Origin of the sequence: Paraburkholderia ferrariae NBRC 106233 (genome assembly GCF_000685035.1) — a bacterium.
Taxonomy (GTDB): domain Bacteria; phylum Pseudomonadota; class Gammaproteobacteria; order Burkholderiales; family Burkholderiaceae; genus Paraburkholderia; species Paraburkholderia ferrariae.
Map to the genome: position 1 here is coordinate 88,546 of NZ_BAYB01000034.1, position 14,920 is coordinate 103,465.

A 14,920-nucleotide genomic window follows, 5' to 3' on the forward strand; every position below is an offset into this window, starting at 1 on the left:
TCTGCGGCGCAGCGGCAATGCGTCGCGGAGAATTACGTGAAATATTTCGTCCCGGCGAATCTTGATCAAACCCCCGAGGGCTCGAATTTGTCCGCGTGGATGCGGTCCGTGCTGACGTTCAGCGTGCGCAGGCGTTTCTCGACCGCCTCGACCATCGGTAGTGCGCCGCATACGAATGCGGACAGCGAGTGATAGTCGACGTCAAGCTCCTCGTCGAGCACGGCCGTGACCAGCCCCCGTCGGCCTTGCCACGCACTGCCAGCGGGTTCATGCGACAGAACCGGCACAATCCGCACGCGCTCAGGTCCGGCGATGTTCTTCAGGCGCTCCAGGCGATCCAGCGCGAACAGGTCCGAGGCCGTACGCACTCCGAATACGATCGTGACAGGATGATCCGGATAGCGTTTCAGGCGATCCTCGGCAATCGACAGGATTGGCGCGATACCTGTACCACCTGCAATGCACAGAGACTCTCGTGGCGTATCGTCGATACCCATCTGGCCGAACGGTCCTTCGAGCCAGATCCGAACGCCGCTCCGGTCCTCCGCCGCAAGCCACTCGGAGAAGCGGCCGCCAGGCAGGCGCTTGATCAGGAAGCCGACTTCGTCGGTGCCCGCACCGCTGGAAGGAGCGTCATAGAACGAAAACGAGCGGCGGACAAACGACCCGGAAACGGCAAGCGCGGCATACTGGCCAGCCTCGAAGACGAGCGGCTCCTCAAGCTTGATACGGAGATCGATAACGTCGCCCGGCAATAGTTTCCAGCCACAGACCGTGCCGGGAATCGATTTGGGAAGCACAACCTGGTGATCAACCAGATCGACATCAATCACCAGGTCGCTGCGCACCTTCGCCTGGCACGCCAAAATGTAGCCGTCGTTCAGTTCTTCGTTAGTGAGCGGCGACAACGCGAAGTCCACGAGCGGACTGATCCGGCCCGACACAAGCCGCGTCTTGCAGCGTCCGCATGTACCCACGCGGCAGTTGTGCGGGTAGTTGATGCCCTGCTCGAGCGCCGACATCAGCAGCAGATCACCGCGCCTGACGTCAAACCCTTCCGAGCCGTTGCTCAACGTGACGTGGCAGTGTCCGCTCGCGGGCCCGCTGGGCACGGAATCATTCGATGCGGGTTTGACCGCGAAAGTCTCTGTAGGCATGGTCTCTTTCTTCCCCGGAATCGAACTCTGCTCACACTGCGTACGCATAGCGCGCACGGGCCACGTCGGGATGCTCATTGAGTTCCTCCCAGCCGGCACGGATGTTCTCAGCTTCAGCGATCTCGCGTTCCTGCGGAGTCGCGTAATTGCGATCCCAGTCACGCAGCAGCGGCTTGATCATCTGAAACCAGAGCGGCGGCACGAACGCAAGCAGCAGACACATCAGGAACTGGGGCTGCTTGGGGCCGGTGCGATCCGGTACCAGCTCATAAAACGGGCGATAGCCGTCTTCGTGGTGGCCACGGTGATTGGTAATCTCAAGCGCGAAGATCCGGACGAACGGCGTGAGATGGTTCCACGTCTGATGCGACTCGAAGCGACCCGGCTTCCCGGTGACAAGGCCGTAGTGCTGCGTGTAGTTGAAGACTTCCAGGAACGTGCGAGGCCCGATCAGACAGACCGCAACGCAGGCAGCAGCACCGGACCAGCCACCGACCGCATACAACGCGGCAACAAATCCAGCGAGGAGTCCGACACGGTACACCCACGCATTTCGCGGATCCCACCAGTGACGGTTGCGCTTCGTCCACATCAGCTTTTCGAGGTGGTACGACTCGACGATCTGACCGTAGAACGTGCGCACCAGGTGACCGTACAGGCCATCACCGCGGCGTGCATAGTCGGGATCTGCTGGCGTCACAGTGCGCACATGGTGCGTGACCACGTGCGTGATTTCGCGCCACGGATCGAAGATCAGCACCATGCCGAACCTGCCGAACCAGCGCAGGAATGCGTTCTCGCGATGGAAGAGTTCATGTAGCGCGGGTGCTGATATGACGAACTGGATAAACAGCATCGTGACAAATGCACCGATCTGCGCCGACGCCCCCACAAAGTGTCCGGTTCCGACAAGCCGCGCATAAAGGAACGCGAGACCGAACCCGAGAATCAACTGGAACACGATGATGCTGTCGTAAAGCCACGGGAAACGGGTATCCCGGACCGACAAATCAGGTTCAAGAAAGGCATCGAAGAACAGGAATGCGAAGAGCACTCCGGTCCCCATCCATACATAATTTCCACCGAGCCATAGACCGTACGCCGCTATGGCGAGCAGTACGGAATTCAATGTGTACTTCAGGTAGTCGAACATGACATCCTCCATGTAGGTCTGTACGAGAGTCTTCGCACTCTGAAGGTAATTCTTGTCGACTTTGAATCCATAGAACCCAACCATTAGTCGGGGTGAAGTGCGATGCTCCGCCGCACACAAAAGTGCACGCTGCGCGCCCGCAAGCAGAACCGGTGCGCAGCAAACTCGGTTGCATTACTTGCCGGGCTTTATTTGACTTTCCGGCTGGCCCTGTTTGGGCGGCTCACTTCGGCCGTCAGGCCGCGAGGTATTCAGGCCAGCCTGGAATAAGGGAGTACGCCTGCCTCGAGTGCGGTGCGCATCGTCGACATCGCGATATCAATGCGGCCGGAAACATTCTCGCGACGGCGATGTCGCCTTCTAGCAGAAGGAGTTCCCGTCGCTCCCATACCTTGCACCGGAGCGACGGGCCGAGGACGGGTAGGAGGTTAACAATAGCCACTCAACTGCATACGATCACGATGACCCTATCATCGTCAGCAATTGAGCACGTTCACGCCGGTATACGGGCGTGACAGGTCGCTGTCACGCTGGACAAGATTGCAGGTGGCGCGATCACCTGGAAAGCAGGTTCAGCGACCTGGATCGCGCCAGCGCCGATGCTCGATTCTTTACCCCGAGTTTTGCGTACAGGTTGTACAAATGCCACTTGACCGTTGCGACCGACAACGACAACCTGTCCGCTATTTCCTTGTTCGACAAACCTGCTTCGATCAAGCCGAGAAGTTCCAGTTCACGTGTCGTCGGGGCCTCACCGACAAGGCCGACGTTCTCGAGCGCATGCATCTGCTCGAGAACCGGGTTACCGGTTACCTTCAGTCCAGAGCAGATTTCGGTAAAGAATCGTCGCTCCTCCTCGGTTACAAACGGCCAGTCCTTAGGTCGGGTGTCGTTCACAAGCCCTGCAATCAAATCCGGACGGTCACGGAACGGTCGAATGTAGCGACGGCGCGCCGCCAATGATATAGCGCGTGTGAGATGGCGTGCGGCCGAGACGGAGTCATGCGTACAGTGGCTTAGGTGCGCTTGATTCAGCGCCAGTTCGATCAACCGACCAGTTCGTCCCTGCGCCCGTGCTCGCACGGATTCGCAACCAATCAGCGCGGTGGCCTGCCTGAATTTTCCGGATGCGACTTGTAAATCCAGGACCGTCATCTCAATCAGGTCTCTTATGGTTGCGTCATGTGCGACATGGACATCACTCATCAGACCTTCGCTCCCCAACCGCACGCCAAGGGACGCAGCCTCTTCCAGTGCTTCGTCCAGACGCCCAAGTTGGACGAGTCGGCGCGCGATGAAGCACGACAACATCATGCTCAATCGGGATGGATAGACTGATGCCATTTTCCTGAGCACCGGCAGCGTAATGCGATCAGTGTCGTAACCATCCCATAGCTTTACGGCAGCGTCGAGCCCATGTGCGGTCGTGTCGATAATCCCGTGCGAGACCACCTTCCGCAGACCACGTCCGAGCAGTTGCTCAGCCTCTTCGCGCAGGCCCATCTCAACCGCGCACTTGGCCGCAAGCATGGCGAGCGTGCTGCATATGCCAGCCGTGTCGCCGAGTTCTCTGGTAGCCAGTCGAAGCGCGTCCGTCAGTTCGCGCCAGGCCGCAGCGTAGTCGCCTTCGCGCAACGGGATCAATGCATTAATGGCTGACACCCAGCCTTGCCCGTACGCACTGCTCGATTGGGAGATGCTCGCAAGCGCAATTCGAGTCATATGCCGCGCATCGGTTAAGCGGCACTCGTTGACATCGTGAATGGCACCCGCGCATGCGACCGTCGCAACATCAAACGGCGCGTCCATCATCGTCAACGTATCGCGCTCCGCAGCGTCCAGCCATTGCTGCGCTTGCGGTTTCACCGTTTCAAGGTGATCCGTATAAACGTCAATGGCGAGACGGATGACCTCTATTCGGCGGCCTATATGCGCTAGATCGACACTATTGGTGCATTCTTCCTCGTGCGCCTTCTGCAGCCGCTTCATCAGGCGCGCCATCTCCTGCCGCGCAAGTTCGTAGCGACGGCTAAAGACGAGAGCCCAAACATACCAGTAATCCGTCTCCCAGCCTCCGTATTCGCCAAGCACGTGCAACTGCTCGACCCAACGCAGATAGCGATGCAGGTAACCCATGTTGCTGACGAAGTCAGGCGCACTACGCTCCACGATCTGCGCGGCAAACGTGACTTCGTGAGCGGCAAGCGCGTAGTCAATCGCATCTGCACAGCGCAACTGCTTGTCGCAGCACACGGCGGCTCTCAAGAGGATGGCTTGGCGATCGTGTGCAGGCATGCTGTGTACAGCCTGGTCAGCCAGGTACTCGCGAAATAGGTTATGTAAGCGGAATCGCTGACGCCCTTCGACTGGTATGAGAAATACGTTGTGCTTCCACAAATAGACCAGATGCTTTGAACTGTCCGAATCCCCTGTTGCCTCTTCCGCAAGCAGCGCGTCGAAATCACGCAGTAGCGAAAGCTTGAGCAGAAATGCACGCAATTGAGGATCAAAGCCTTTCAGCACCTGCGAGTTGAGCAACGTTGCGAGATCCTGATCCGCGCCAGAAAAAGCCGCCAGCGTTGCTTCCGGGTCCGAGGACGAAGCCAAAAGGATTTGCATCAACCGGACCGCTGCCGGCCAGCCTTCGGTATGGCGGACAACTTTATCGATGGCCGCACCTGTTAGCTTCGCGCACAGCGCGACGCCGAACATTTCGCGTACTCCGGTCGCATCGAGGCTTAAGTGCTCCGTCCCATATTCCACTGACAGGCCTTCCAGTTTGCTGCGGACTATTTCAACAGGAGGGGTCTCGGCGCTAGACAGTACCAACCGGACCGATGATGGAGTGCGAAAGACAAGCCCATTCAGGAGGTCGGCTAAAGCGGGATCCTCGCAATAGTCCAGGTTGTCGACGAAAAGGGTGACGGGCATAGGCAAACGCTGCATCCTGCGCACGACCCGCTCGATCCGCTCTGCCGCCAGTTCGCTCCCTTCATGCATCATCTGAAGCGCATCAAACGAACTGTGTTCCCCGCCCGACGCATCGAGCCGAGCCTCCAGGTAGCCCAGCAGGCGGTCGATCGTTAGGTCGCGGTCGTCATGAGAAAACCACCAGCAGACCATTTCCGACCGGACACTGTCGCAATAGAGCTTGCTGAGCAACACAGTCTTCCCGTACCCAATTGGCGCAACCACCGAAGTGAGCTTTGGCGGCCGTTCGCGCTGTTCTTGCCATGCTGTAAAAGCGGCAGTCCGGATAACCGGGAATGAAAAGATAGGCGGTTGCGCGGAAGTCGCGCCGTGACCTGGGGGCCAGTCCATTCCGTCACGCGGGGGCGAGAGCGTTTCAGGACACGCATCAGCTGGCGATTGAGCTTCGTCGCCTAAAACGAGTATCCCTGTCCCTGCATTATGTAAAATGGGGCCATATTCAACTTTCGCTACCACGCGTCCTCCTGGACTGCACGCCGATTGTCTTCTGAATGCCACCGGTCGTGCATTTGTCTCCGTTACTATTTATGCACCTTGGATGTATGTTAAACATCCCATCAAAATTCACAACGAACCCCATACTTTTGTATTGGAGGTTGGGTTTGGCGCGCAGCTGAAGTGCTGTTTTCAGAAAGTCATCGTTCGGGTCAGATGTGACCTCGGGCATCCCTGCGGCCCATCCTCTCAAGAGGTCTTTTGACAATCAACGACCTGAAGCGCTGTCAGTGGCCGACTAGAGATCAAAGCGCGGTGTACGTCTTTCGCGCTGGGCGGCCACCGCCTCTGCGAGATCGCGTGATAGCAGCGTGGCAGCATTCCAATCCGCAACTTGGCGCAATCCATCTGCGACGCCGTGATCGCGTGCGTAGAGCATCGCCCGCTTCGTGCCCCGCAACGCTAGCGCCGGCTTGGCCGCCAACTCGGTGGCGAGAACGCGCACGGCCTGCATTAACGCGCCTGCTGTTTCGAAGAGGCCACTGACCAGACCAATATGTTCTGCATGAGCACCGTCGAATTCGCGTGCCGTATAAACCAGCTCACGCGCCCGGCCATCCCCAACTAGCTGTGGCAACCGTTGCAGCACTCCCAGATCCGCAGTTACCGCAAGATCGAGCTCCTTTACACATAGCCGCGCATCACGGGTGGCGTAACGAAGGTCACATGCACAGGCAATGTCCATGGCGCCACCAAAGCACACTCCATGCAGCGCCGCGATCACGGGCACCCGGCAACGCTCGATCGAGCTGACGCAGTCTTGCAAATCCTCGATCCATCGCCCGAGCCGCTCACGATCACGGCCGGCGCAGCCAGTACCCGCACCGCAGTTGCCGTAAAGATCCGCCAACACGGATAAGTCAATTCCGGCACAGAAATGCGCGCCCTCCCCGTTCAGCACCGCTACTCGCACGTCGGGACGCTCGTCGAGAGCGTCGAAAACGGTTCGCAAGGCGTGCCACCCGGCCACATTCAGCGCGTTGGCCCGTTCGGGACGTGCCAACGTGACCCAAGCCACGCCGTCTTCCACCGCAACGCGTACACCAGAGTTGTTCGTCGCATTCATGACACAACGGCCACTAAAGCGGCGAACGCAAATAGCTGCCGCGAGGGATTAGCAATCGGTAGCATCGATGTGTACCTCGGTGGATGGAGGTGGTCATACAACGGCGCGCCATTGGCACGACGCAGCCTCATCTTCCCCGGCCACCACGTCAGCGTCCCCATACGGAAGTCGGGCCTGCAGCCCGGTCTCATGCCCTCGAACCAGACAGCGTCGATCCTCACCGGCACCCCGACTTCTGGCTGGGGTAGCGAAATACCCGTTGGCCAGCAACGCCTGTACCGTGCGCCGGGAGAGCGCGAGCTGGCATGCGTCTCCATGCACTGCGATTATCGGTACGACAGACTCAAGAACACACCGGGTGAACTGGTGGAACAGGAGGCCGCGCTCCGCTCGTCATTCGCCGTCATGCGGGCACAACGGATCTTATGACCCTCGCGGAGGAAGTTCTGGGTTTTTCGAAAATGAACTTCAACGGCTTTGATCTGTACGGACAGCTTCCGGCCACGATCGAGACCTCGCGTCGTGTTGCCGGGATCGGTGCCTTGCTCGACCGTTTTGCGGACCGCTCCTATGACTACCGGCTTTTCACGTAATTTTCCAGGTCAGGACATTTTCTGCCCTGCACCCTTCAGTACCTCGGTCTTCAGATCCGCCTCGTGAGCATCGCCTGTTTCCGATATTCGAGAAGGCATGTTCATTTCTAGCGAGCGACGTGCCGGGCGAGTTGCTGGCGAATGCGCGCCAGATAGTAGTCGCCGACCGAGTGGTCGGCGACCTGTCCAGGCGTGACGTGATGCATTGCTGGCCGGCGCACACCGAGATAGCGGTAAAGCGCCGACACGAAAGGCTTATGGGTTTGCCCAAGCTGTCGGGCAGCACGTTCGACACGTGTATCACCTGCCTGCTGTCGAAGCCACACCAGCGCCTCGCGGTCAGCTTCGTTCACGATCCTCACCAGATGTTCCATACACGTGCACCTGTATAAAAACACAGTACTGTTAATATATACAGGTTTTCGCCCGACTGCAACGACGATCGGGCTGCTCATCCCCGCTTTCTAAGGCAGCAGCCAATTGTTCGGGGCTTGCTCGGAAGAATGGTTGCTGGCCAGCCGTCTGCAGAGTAAACTAAGTTCAGTAAACTAAGTTTAGGAGTGCAACCATGCACATCTACAACATCCATGATGCCAAGACCAATCTGTCGCGGCTCATTGAGGAAACTGTGAATGGCGGTGAGCCGTTCGTGATCGCCAAGGCTGGCAAGCCGCTGGTCAAGGTCGTGCGGATTGATGTTGAGCCCGGAAAGTCACCCCGGCGTATCGGTTTTATGAAGGGGCAGATTAAGGTCCCGGCTGACTTTGACACTATGGGTGCTGATGAGATCGCCGGTATGTTTGAGGGCAAGGCGACATGAAGCTGTTGCTCGACACCCACCTGCTGGTCTGGGCCGCCGTCGATGATCCTGCACTGCCTGATGAAGCACGCGTGGCGATCGAGGACATTGAAAATGTCTTGTACTTCAGCGTCGCGAGCCTGTGGGAAATCGTGATCAAGAGTGCGCTGGGACGTGACGATTTTCAGGTCGATGCACGCGTGCTCCGCCGAAACCTGCTTGACGCCGGCTATGAGGAATTGTCCATCGAAGCCCAGCACGCATTCGAAGTCGCAGCCCTCCCGCCGCTGCACAAAGATCCGTTTGACCGGCTACTTGTCGGCCAGGCGATGGCCGAAGGCATCATGCTGCTCACCCATGATGAACAGATAAAGCGATACGAGTTCGCTCCGGTCCGGTACGTCTAGGAACCTGTCCGCATTTTTGTGGGCGAGGCGGTTCAAGGAATCGTTACCCGCGAGCCTGCGTGAATCGGTCACCAAACAGAATAGCAAACTGGTTCATGGCCGATTTCCGGTCGAAGGCAGCGCGAACAGATTTTGCCAGGACATTGCGTAGCGCCAGCCAGAGCAGCTTGATGGCAGCCTCGTCGTTCGGGACGTGACCGCGGGTCTTGATGATCTTGCGTAACTGCATGTTCAGGCTCTCAATGGCGTTCGTTGTGTAGCCGCCCACGTCTTCATAACGAATGCAAGACTTGCAAGTAATATTGTGACGATAGGCAGTATGAGGTCGATATCAACACTCATACCGTACCGCCTTTCCTTTGGGCGCGGTAGCATCGTTCTCCAGTTCCAAGAATTTCTATGCAACGCAGCGGGGTTGTTTACCGCCTTATACGTCCGGACAGAATTTCAGCACGAAGATCCACACCAGTAGATCGAGCAAATTCATCCATTGAGTTCCATCGACGTGTTCCATCGGGCAGCCCAAAATAGAGTTCGCTTTCTTTCGGATCGTCATCCATTTTTGTCGAGCCGATAGCACCTGAGGCTTTCCACGCCATTGCGACCAAGGTTGTCTTTCCTGTGGGCGACACATTTAACACGCGAATCCAGGCTGCATGTTCCCCAAGCGGTGCGGTGTTGTCCCGCTGCTCAGCATCCACAACCGAACCCTTGGGCGCCCATCCGACGAGCACAATCTTTGTTACTTTTCCAGAAGAATCGAGCTGCTCCTGCCTCTGGACCTTTCCGCCGAGGAGTCTGAATCGTGCCAAAGGAATATGAGAGTTCGCCGGGAAAAATTCTGAAATTACCCAATCACCGCCCGAAGAGACAATCGGAACGTCCCGCCGTCGGGCGTAACCATACACCCCACTGAGGTGGGACAAAATTGAGCGAGGAACAAGGGAGTTCGGAAAATAATATCGAGCCGGCTTAAAGTCATTTGTCTCCGATCTGATCGAATTCTCCGCGTTCATATCCAAGGCTAGCTGCCGGGGCTCGATAGTCAGTGATACGAGCCGAGGCCCCTCAATTTTCGCGAAATAAGGTGGCTTGGATGATTCGATAATTTCCGGAGTTGCCGATGCTTGATTTGAAATTCCCAACGAAATTATAGCCAGAATAAAGGTATAAATTTCCAGGCTGTAGCTAACATGGTTAAAGACCTTCCCAATACGTACAATAAATTTCACTTTCATATACTCACCACCGCCAATTTCATGTAGCTGATTTTAGTTTTCAAAACGTGACAGTCCTGCATCTCTCTGAACCACGCAGAATTAGCCGCTTGTGCATTTCACGCGCTACCGGCAGACACCGATCAAGTTTCTCTTCCATTTTTTCGACATAATTTTCTTCGTATAGGCGAAAAATAATAGATCATACGAAGAAATACGTTTGGCCCAATGGATGGCCATATCAAGAAGGTCGTCATGCTTGGTGACATGATTTATAAGGTTATATTCGAGCGCGGTCAGGGCACCAATTTCTCCGCAGCCATATACAAGCTCTGCCATAACATTCGCGGATACCACCTCGCGTATGAGCATTGCCCCAATCGCGCATCCTATCTATATCGTCTCGTTTCGTCTGGACTTTCTTACCGCGACAGAACCATAAAACTTCCCGGCAACTGCCAGGACTGATTGCCCGCGACCCAGGTGCGGGCCACCGGCAGTCCTGCAACCGGCTAACTCGCTTATCTATTCATCCCTCTTCCCAAACCAGCTTTCTAAAAAATTACTAGAAATGATAGTGATTCGCATTTAGAATTCGATCCCCGTGGCAATAGGGGCAAAACATCAGCACGCCGCGACTTCCATCGCGGCCCAGGAAACGGGGAAGAAATGCGGGCAGAAATGCAAAAGAAGGCGCTGGCCATGCTGGTCGGCGTGGCGGTGACGACGATGTCGTTGGAGATAGCGCATGCGCAGGCTGTCGCTGGCGAAGATGCGGGCAAGACTCAACAGGACACGGCGGGAGAGCCGCCAAGGGGCACGAGCACACTGCCGGCCGTTGCGGTGAAGGCGGCCCGCGAATCCGCCTTTGGTCCGGTGAACGGCTTCGTTGCCAACCAGGGCAGCGGCGCGACCAAGACCGACACGCCGGTCCACGAAACGCCGCAATCGATCTCGGTGGTCGGTCGCGCCCAGCTCGACGATCGCAACGTCACGAACCTCAACGACGCGCTCCACTACACGGCGGGCGTACAGACCTACTACAGCAACGACATCCGGAACGATGCGTTCAACATCCGCGGCTTCAGTTCGGACTTTTTCTACCTGGACGGCACGCGCTTGCCCGCCGTGCCGGGCCGGGCGCTCGACCAGTGGCGCGTCGATCCGTTCCAGCTCGAACGTATCGAGGTCCTGAAGGGACCGGCGTCGGTGCTGTACGGTCTCGGCGAGCCGGGCGGCGTCGTCAGCATGGTCTCGAAGATGCCGACCGACTACGCACGCGGCCAGGTGGATCTGCTCGCAGGCAGCTACAACCATTACGGCATCGACATCGACACGTCGGGCCCGCTGGACGCGGACAAGCGCGTGCTATACCGCTTCATCGCCTCCGAGACTTATAGCCAGAATCAGGTGGACTTCGTGCACGGCACGCGCACGCTGGTGGCGCCGTCCGTCACGTTGCGCCCCAGCGCCGACACTTCGCTCACCCTGATGGCCACGTATCTGCATGACGATACGATGGACACGAACAACTTCCTGCCCTACTACGGCACCGTCGCGCCGACCCTCTACGGCCAGCGCATACCGACGAGCCTCGCCACCAGCAACCCCGGCTACGAGAATTACGACAAGACGCAATATTCGTTCTCCTATCTGTTCGAGCATCGTTTCAGCCCGGACTGGACCTTCAGGCAGAATTTCCGCTACTCGCACCTCGACCTGAACAACCAGGCGTTGTTCGGCTACAGCCTGAGCGCCGACCAGCAAACCATGCAGCGTGCAGCGATGAACCTGCGTTCGAGCTTCAATGACGTCGATATCGACAACCAGTTGCTCGGCAAGGTGAAGACTGGGCCGGTCGATCACACGCTGCTGACTGGCTTCAACTTCACGAACCAGAACTTCACCGACAACGAAGGCTACACGTACACGGGCTACGCGCTCAACCTGTACGACCCGGTCGCCCTGAGTCTGCCGGTGGTCGCGCCGTCGTTCAACGACACGCAGATGCGCCAGGTGCAGCGCCAGTTCGGCCTCTATGCGCAGGACCAGATGGCATACCAGAAGTGGCGCCTCGTGCTGAGTGGACGCGAGGACTGGGTCTCGTCGAGCAACCTCGACAACTTCAGCGGCGAGACGACCGACCAGCACAACAGCGCCTTCAGCGGCCGCACTGCGCTGATGTATCTGTTCGATTCGGGGCTCGCACCGTATATCAGCTACTCCACGTCGTTCCAGCCCGTGATCGGCGTGAACGCCTATGGCGGAACCTACAAGCCGCTCAAGTCGAAGCAGTGGGAACTGGGCCTGAAGTACCAGCCCGCTTTCATGAACGCGAACTTCACGGCCGCTCTGTTCGACCTGCGCCAGAACAATGCGCTCACCGCCGCTCCCGATCCGGCGCTTACCGGCAACGTGCAGACGGGGCAAACGCGCAGCCGCGGTCTCGAACTCGAAGCGACTGCGGAGCTGACCGAAAACCTGCGTTTGCAGGCCGCGTACACGTTGCAAGACGTCAAGGTCACGCAAGGCAGCGCGGACGATCCGACCGTTGGCAAAACGCCCACCGCGACACCCCGCAACCTTGCTTCCGCATGGCTAGACTATTCGCTCACGGATGGCCCGCTGCGCGGCATGGGCTTCGGGACGGGTGTGCAGTATGTGGGCCCGACCTACGCCGATACGGCGAATACCTTGCCGGTGGGTTCGTTCACGCTCGTCGATGCGGCCATTCACTACGACATCGAGCACTGGCGATTCGTGCTCTTAGCGAACAACCTGCTGGATCGCACCTATGTGGCGCGTTGTGGCAGCGTGACCCGCTGCCAGTACGGACAGCGTCGCAATGTACTGCTGACGGGGCGCTATGCATGGTGACGCGTGGCGGGCGAGCTTCGGCGATCGCTAAATGCCGCTTGCTGCAATCGGCCCCGAAGATTCCAAAACGCGCACCGCCGATGGTTTAACTGGCTACCGCGTCACAGCGCCCGCGGAAACAGCCTGCCCGGCTCTCGGCCATCGCTCACATGTGTACACGACCCCGGTTGATTCGTTGATTTGCCCGCGTGGTTCTGCCAACGCCGGCCGGCACGACCTCCATGCCTTCTGACTCGCCACACATCATCGAAACGAAGGTGCATGACGAGCAAGATCGGCGAATGGACCAGGGCCCTTCCCGGGCCGGCCATGACGGTGGCCGCGGGGGGAGATAAGCGCCGTGACATGAGCCGGCTGCGAAATACCGCGCCTGCTACTAAAGTATTCACGTGCAGCGTTGATAGATTGACGCGCGGCCACCATCACTCCCCGTCGACGGCCGAAAGCGGCGCAGCAACGCGTTCCAGCGGTCTTCGCTCCGCGTCCACACCCCAGATCGCCGCAACCACCGCGGCCGCAACCATCAGCGCCGAGCCCACGAGATAACCCGTGAATACCGCCTCGGGCCGATGGGTATCGATCAACCGCCCAAAGAACGCCGGCCCGACAATGCCGCCAAGCCCGGTTCCAAACGCATAGAAAACAGCAATCGCAAGCGCGCGGATCTCCAGCGGAAAAGACTCGCTCACCGTTAAATAAGCCGAGCTTGCTGCCGCCGAGGCAAAGAAGAAAATCACGGTCCATGCCGCCGTCTGCATCGTCACCGTGAGCCATCCATGCGCGAACAGATAACCGCTTGCCGTCAGCAACACGCCCGATAATCCGTACGTTGCAGCGATCATGACGCGGCGCCCCACCACATCGAACAACCGGCCCAGCACGAGCGGCCCCAGAAAATTCCCCAACGCAAACGGCAACAGGTAAAGCCCGACATCGCCTCCCGGCACGCGATAGAACTCGGTGAGAACGAGTGCGTAGGTGAAGAAAATAGCGTTGTAGAAGAACGCCTGAGCCGTCATCAACGAAAGACCGACCAGCGCGCGGCGCCGATGGCGCACGAAGATCGCGTGCAGCACGACCCGCAGCGGCGTATGCGTGCGCGCATGCAACCGCAATGGCTTGGTCTTCACGTCGTCGAGTGCATGCCCCGCTTCGCGAAAACGCGCTTCAATGGCTGCCACGATCGCGCGCGCCTCGTCGTGACGGCCATGCGTGAGCAGCCAGCGCGGGCTTTCGGGAATCCATCTGCGCATGGGCAGGATGATCAGTGCGAGGATGGCGCCGATGAAGAAGCAGGCGCGCCAGCCCCAGTCCGCAGGCAGAAGATGCGGATCGAGCAACACGAGCGAGCCGGCCGCGCCGATGCCCGCACCCACCCAGAACGTGCCGTTGATGCTGAGGTCGGCCCACCCGCGCACGCGCGCCGGTGTGAATTCCTGGATCGTCGAATTGATGGCCGCGTACTCGCCGCCTATGCCGGCGCCGGTCAGCAGGCGAAAGATCATGAAGCTCGCGAAGCTCCATGAGAAGGCGGTAGCCGCCGTGGCGAGCAGATAGACCGCGAGCGTGATGAAGAAGAGCCGGCGTCGCCCCAGCCGGTCGGTGAGCCAGCCGAATCCGAGTGCGCCGCATACGGCACCGACGATATACGCGCTACCGGCAAGCCCGATTTCCGTATTGTCGAAATGCAGCGATGGGCTGGTCCTCAATGCGCTGGCCACGGCGCCGGCCAGCGTCACTTCGAGTCCGTCCAGCAGCCAGGTGACGCCCAGCGCCACGACCACGAGCCCATGAAAGCGCCCCCACGGCAGGCGGTCGAGCCGTGCGGGCAGGTTCGTTTCGAATACGCTGGCTGTGTCGGCGGTTTTCATCGATGGGCATGCGGCATGCTGTTTCCGTCTGGAGAGAGCCGGAAGCAGCACACCGCATGCCCGGAACAGCTAACGTGCGCCTGCCCCCGGCGCCATGCTGGCCTCGCCGCTCATCGGCCGAGCATCGGCAGCTTCAGGCCCGCTTCGCGCGCCGTCTGCTGCGCGAGTTCGTAGCCGGCGTCCGCGTGGCGCATCACGCCCGTCGCCGGATCGTTGTGCAGCACCCGCCCCAGACGCTCGTGCGCCGCCGCCGTCCCGTCCGCCACGATCACCACGCCCGCGTGCTGCGAGAAT

At 58.9% G+C, this 14,920-nt stretch carries 12 protein-coding genes and 2 pseudogenes; 4 read left to right on the plus strand and 10 right to left on the minus strand.

All coding sequences use genetic code 11. The annotated features are described in order from the left end of the window. Nucleotides 1–65: 65 nt before the first annotated feature. The 4 genes from BFE01S_RS40725 to BFE01S_RS29670 form a co-directional block, all read right to left on the minus strand. The gene (locus BFE01S_RS40725; protein WP_084170238.1) at nucleotides 66–1,235 is read right to left on the minus strand and encodes a 2Fe-2S iron-sulfur cluster-binding protein; all 1,170 of its coding nucleotides are present in this window, start codon (nucleotides 1,233–1,235) and stop codon (nucleotides 66–68) included. After that, nucleotides 1,189–2,310, minus strand: a complete 1,122-nt coding sequence (locus BFE01S_RS29660; RefSeq protein ID WP_028228619.1) for a fatty acid desaturase — start codon at nucleotides 2,308–2,310, stop codon at nucleotides 1,189–1,191. Before BFE01S_RS29660 ends, BFE01S_RS40725 begins: the two co-directional genes overlap by 47 nt. A 555-nt stretch (nucleotides 2,311–2,865) precedes the next feature. Then, nucleotides 2,866–5,472 carry a LuxR C-terminal-related transcriptional regulator gene (locus BFE01S_RS29665; RefSeq protein ID WP_169742680.1) on the minus strand — a complete coding sequence of 869 codons (2,607 nt, stop codon included), beginning with the start codon at nucleotides 5,470–5,472 and terminating at the stop codon, nucleotides 2,866–2,868. Nucleotides 5,473–6,034: 562 nt separating this feature from the next. Next, nucleotides 6,035–6,862 (minus strand): crotonase/enoyl-CoA hydratase family protein, encoded by an 828-nt coding sequence (locus tag BFE01S_RS29670; protein WP_028228621.1) that lies wholly within the window; start codon nucleotides 6,860–6,862, stop codon nucleotides 6,035–6,037. 425 nt (nucleotides 6,863–7,287) lie between these two features. Between BFE01S_RS29670 and BFE01S_RS43540 the strand changes: the two genes are divergently transcribed. After that, nucleotides 7,288–7,455, plus strand: a complete 168-nt coding sequence (locus tag BFE01S_RS43540) for a hypothetical protein (protein ID WP_174464471.1) — start codon at nucleotides 7,288–7,290, stop codon at nucleotides 7,453–7,455. 107 nt (nucleotides 7,456–7,562) lie between these two features. Here the strand turns inward: BFE01S_RS43540 and BFE01S_RS43545 are convergent, their stop codons facing one another. Then, nucleotides 7,563–7,829, minus strand: a complete 267-nt coding sequence (locus BFE01S_RS43545) for a hypothetical protein (protein WP_084170241.1) — start codon at nucleotides 7,827–7,829, stop codon at nucleotides 7,563–7,565. A gap of 194 nt (nucleotides 7,830–8,023) precedes the next feature. On the opposite strand from BFE01S_RS43545, the gene BFE01S_RS29690 reads away from it, so the two are divergent. Together BFE01S_RS29690 and BFE01S_RS29695 are read left to right on the plus strand one after the other, a co-directional pair. Next, on the plus strand, nucleotides 8,024–8,275 hold the full coding sequence (locus BFE01S_RS29690; RefSeq protein WP_028228624.1) for a type II toxin-antitoxin system Phd/YefM family antitoxin: 252 nt from the start codon (nucleotides 8,024–8,026) through the stop codon (nucleotides 8,273–8,275). Next, the gene (locus BFE01S_RS29695; RefSeq protein WP_028228625.1) at nucleotides 8,272–8,661 is read left to right on the plus strand and encodes a type II toxin-antitoxin system VapC family toxin; all 390 of its coding nucleotides are present in this window, start codon (nucleotides 8,272–8,274) and stop codon (nucleotides 8,659–8,661) included. Before BFE01S_RS29690 ends, BFE01S_RS29695 begins: the two co-directional genes overlap by 4 nt. Nucleotides 8,662–8,704: 43 nt before the next feature. Here the strand turns inward: BFE01S_RS29695 and BFE01S_RS29700 are convergent. The 3 genes and pseudogenes from BFE01S_RS29700 to BFE01S_RS29705 form a co-directional block, all read right to left on the minus strand. Next, nucleotides 8,705–8,920: pseudogene (locus tag BFE01S_RS29700) on the minus strand (transposase); the annotation flags it as partial. A 160-nt stretch (nucleotides 8,921–9,080) separates the two neighbouring features. Next, a complete protein-coding gene (locus BFE01S_RS44685) occupies nucleotides 9,081–9,899 on the minus strand; it encodes a hypothetical protein (protein ID WP_156967194.1) in 819 nt (272 codons plus the stop codon). 105 nt (nucleotides 9,900–10,004) lie between these two features. Further along, nucleotides 10,005–10,217, minus strand: coding sequence for a Clp protease/crotonase-like domain-containing protein (locus BFE01S_RS29705; protein ID WP_156967195.1), 213 nt, complete (start codon nucleotides 10,215–10,217; stop codon nucleotides 10,005–10,007). Between the two features lie 330 nt (nucleotides 10,218–10,547). On the opposite strand from BFE01S_RS29705, the gene BFE01S_RS40730 reads away from it, so the two are divergent. After that, nucleotides 10,548–12,755 carry a TonB-dependent siderophore receptor gene (locus BFE01S_RS40730; RefSeq protein ID WP_042339001.1) on the plus strand — a complete coding sequence of 736 codons (2,208 nt, stop codon included), beginning with the start codon at nucleotides 10,548–10,550 and terminating at the stop codon, nucleotides 12,753–12,755. A 422-nt stretch (nucleotides 12,756–13,177) separates the two neighbouring features. Here the strand turns inward: BFE01S_RS40730 and BFE01S_RS29715 are convergent, their stop codons facing one another. After that, nucleotides 13,178–14,626 (minus strand): MFS transporter, encoded by a 1,449-nt coding sequence (locus BFE01S_RS29715; RefSeq protein WP_028228628.1) that lies wholly within the window; start codon nucleotides 14,624–14,626, stop codon nucleotides 13,178–13,180. A 110-nt stretch (nucleotides 14,627–14,736) separates the two neighbouring features. Continuing rightward, nucleotides 14,737–14,920, minus strand: a pseudogene (locus BFE01S_RS29720) (urocanate hydratase); the annotation flags it as partial.

Bases quoted from the DNA above. Each gene is read 5' to 3' on its own strand.
- BFE01S_RS40730 (WP_042339001.1), top strand. From the start codon at position 10,548: ATGCGGGCAGAAATGCAAAAGAAGGCGCTGGCCATGCTGGTCGGCGTG.
- BFE01S_RS29690 (WP_028228624.1), top strand. From the start codon at position 8,024: ATGCACATCTACAACATCCATGATGCCAAGACCAATCTGTCGCGGCTC.
- BFE01S_RS29705 (WP_156967195.1), bottom strand. From the start codon at position 10,217: ATGGCAGAGCTTGTATATGGCTGCGGAGAAATTGGTGCCCTGACCGCG.
- BFE01S_RS43540 (WP_174464471.1), top strand. From the start codon at position 7,288: ATGACCCTCGCGGAGGAAGTTCTGGGTTTTTCGAAAATGAACTTCAAC.
- BFE01S_RS29660 (WP_028228619.1), bottom strand. From the start codon at position 2,310: ATGTTCGACTACCTGAAGTACACATTGAATTCCGTACTGCTCGCCATA.
- BFE01S_RS44685 (WP_156967194.1), bottom strand. From the start codon at position 9,899: ATGAAAGTGAAATTTATTGTACGTATTGGGAAGGTCTTTAACCATGTT.
- BFE01S_RS29695 (WP_028228625.1), top strand. From the start codon at position 8,272: ATGAAGCTGTTGCTCGACACCCACCTGCTGGTCTGGGCCGCCGTCGAT.
- BFE01S_RS40725 (WP_084170238.1), bottom strand. From the start codon at position 1,235: ATGAGCATCCCGACGTGGCCCGTGCGCGCTATGCGTACGCAGTGTGAG.
- BFE01S_RS29715 (WP_028228628.1), bottom strand. From the start codon at position 14,626: ATGAAAACCGCCGACACAGCCAGCGTATTCGAAACGAACCTGCCCGCA.
- BFE01S_RS43545 (WP_084170241.1), bottom strand. From the start codon at position 7,829: ATGGAACATCTGGTGAGGATCGTGAACGAAGCTGACCGCGAGGCGCTG.
- BFE01S_RS29670 (WP_028228621.1), bottom strand. From the start codon at position 6,862: ATGAATGCGACGAACAACTCTGGTGTACGCGTTGCGGTGGAAGACGGC.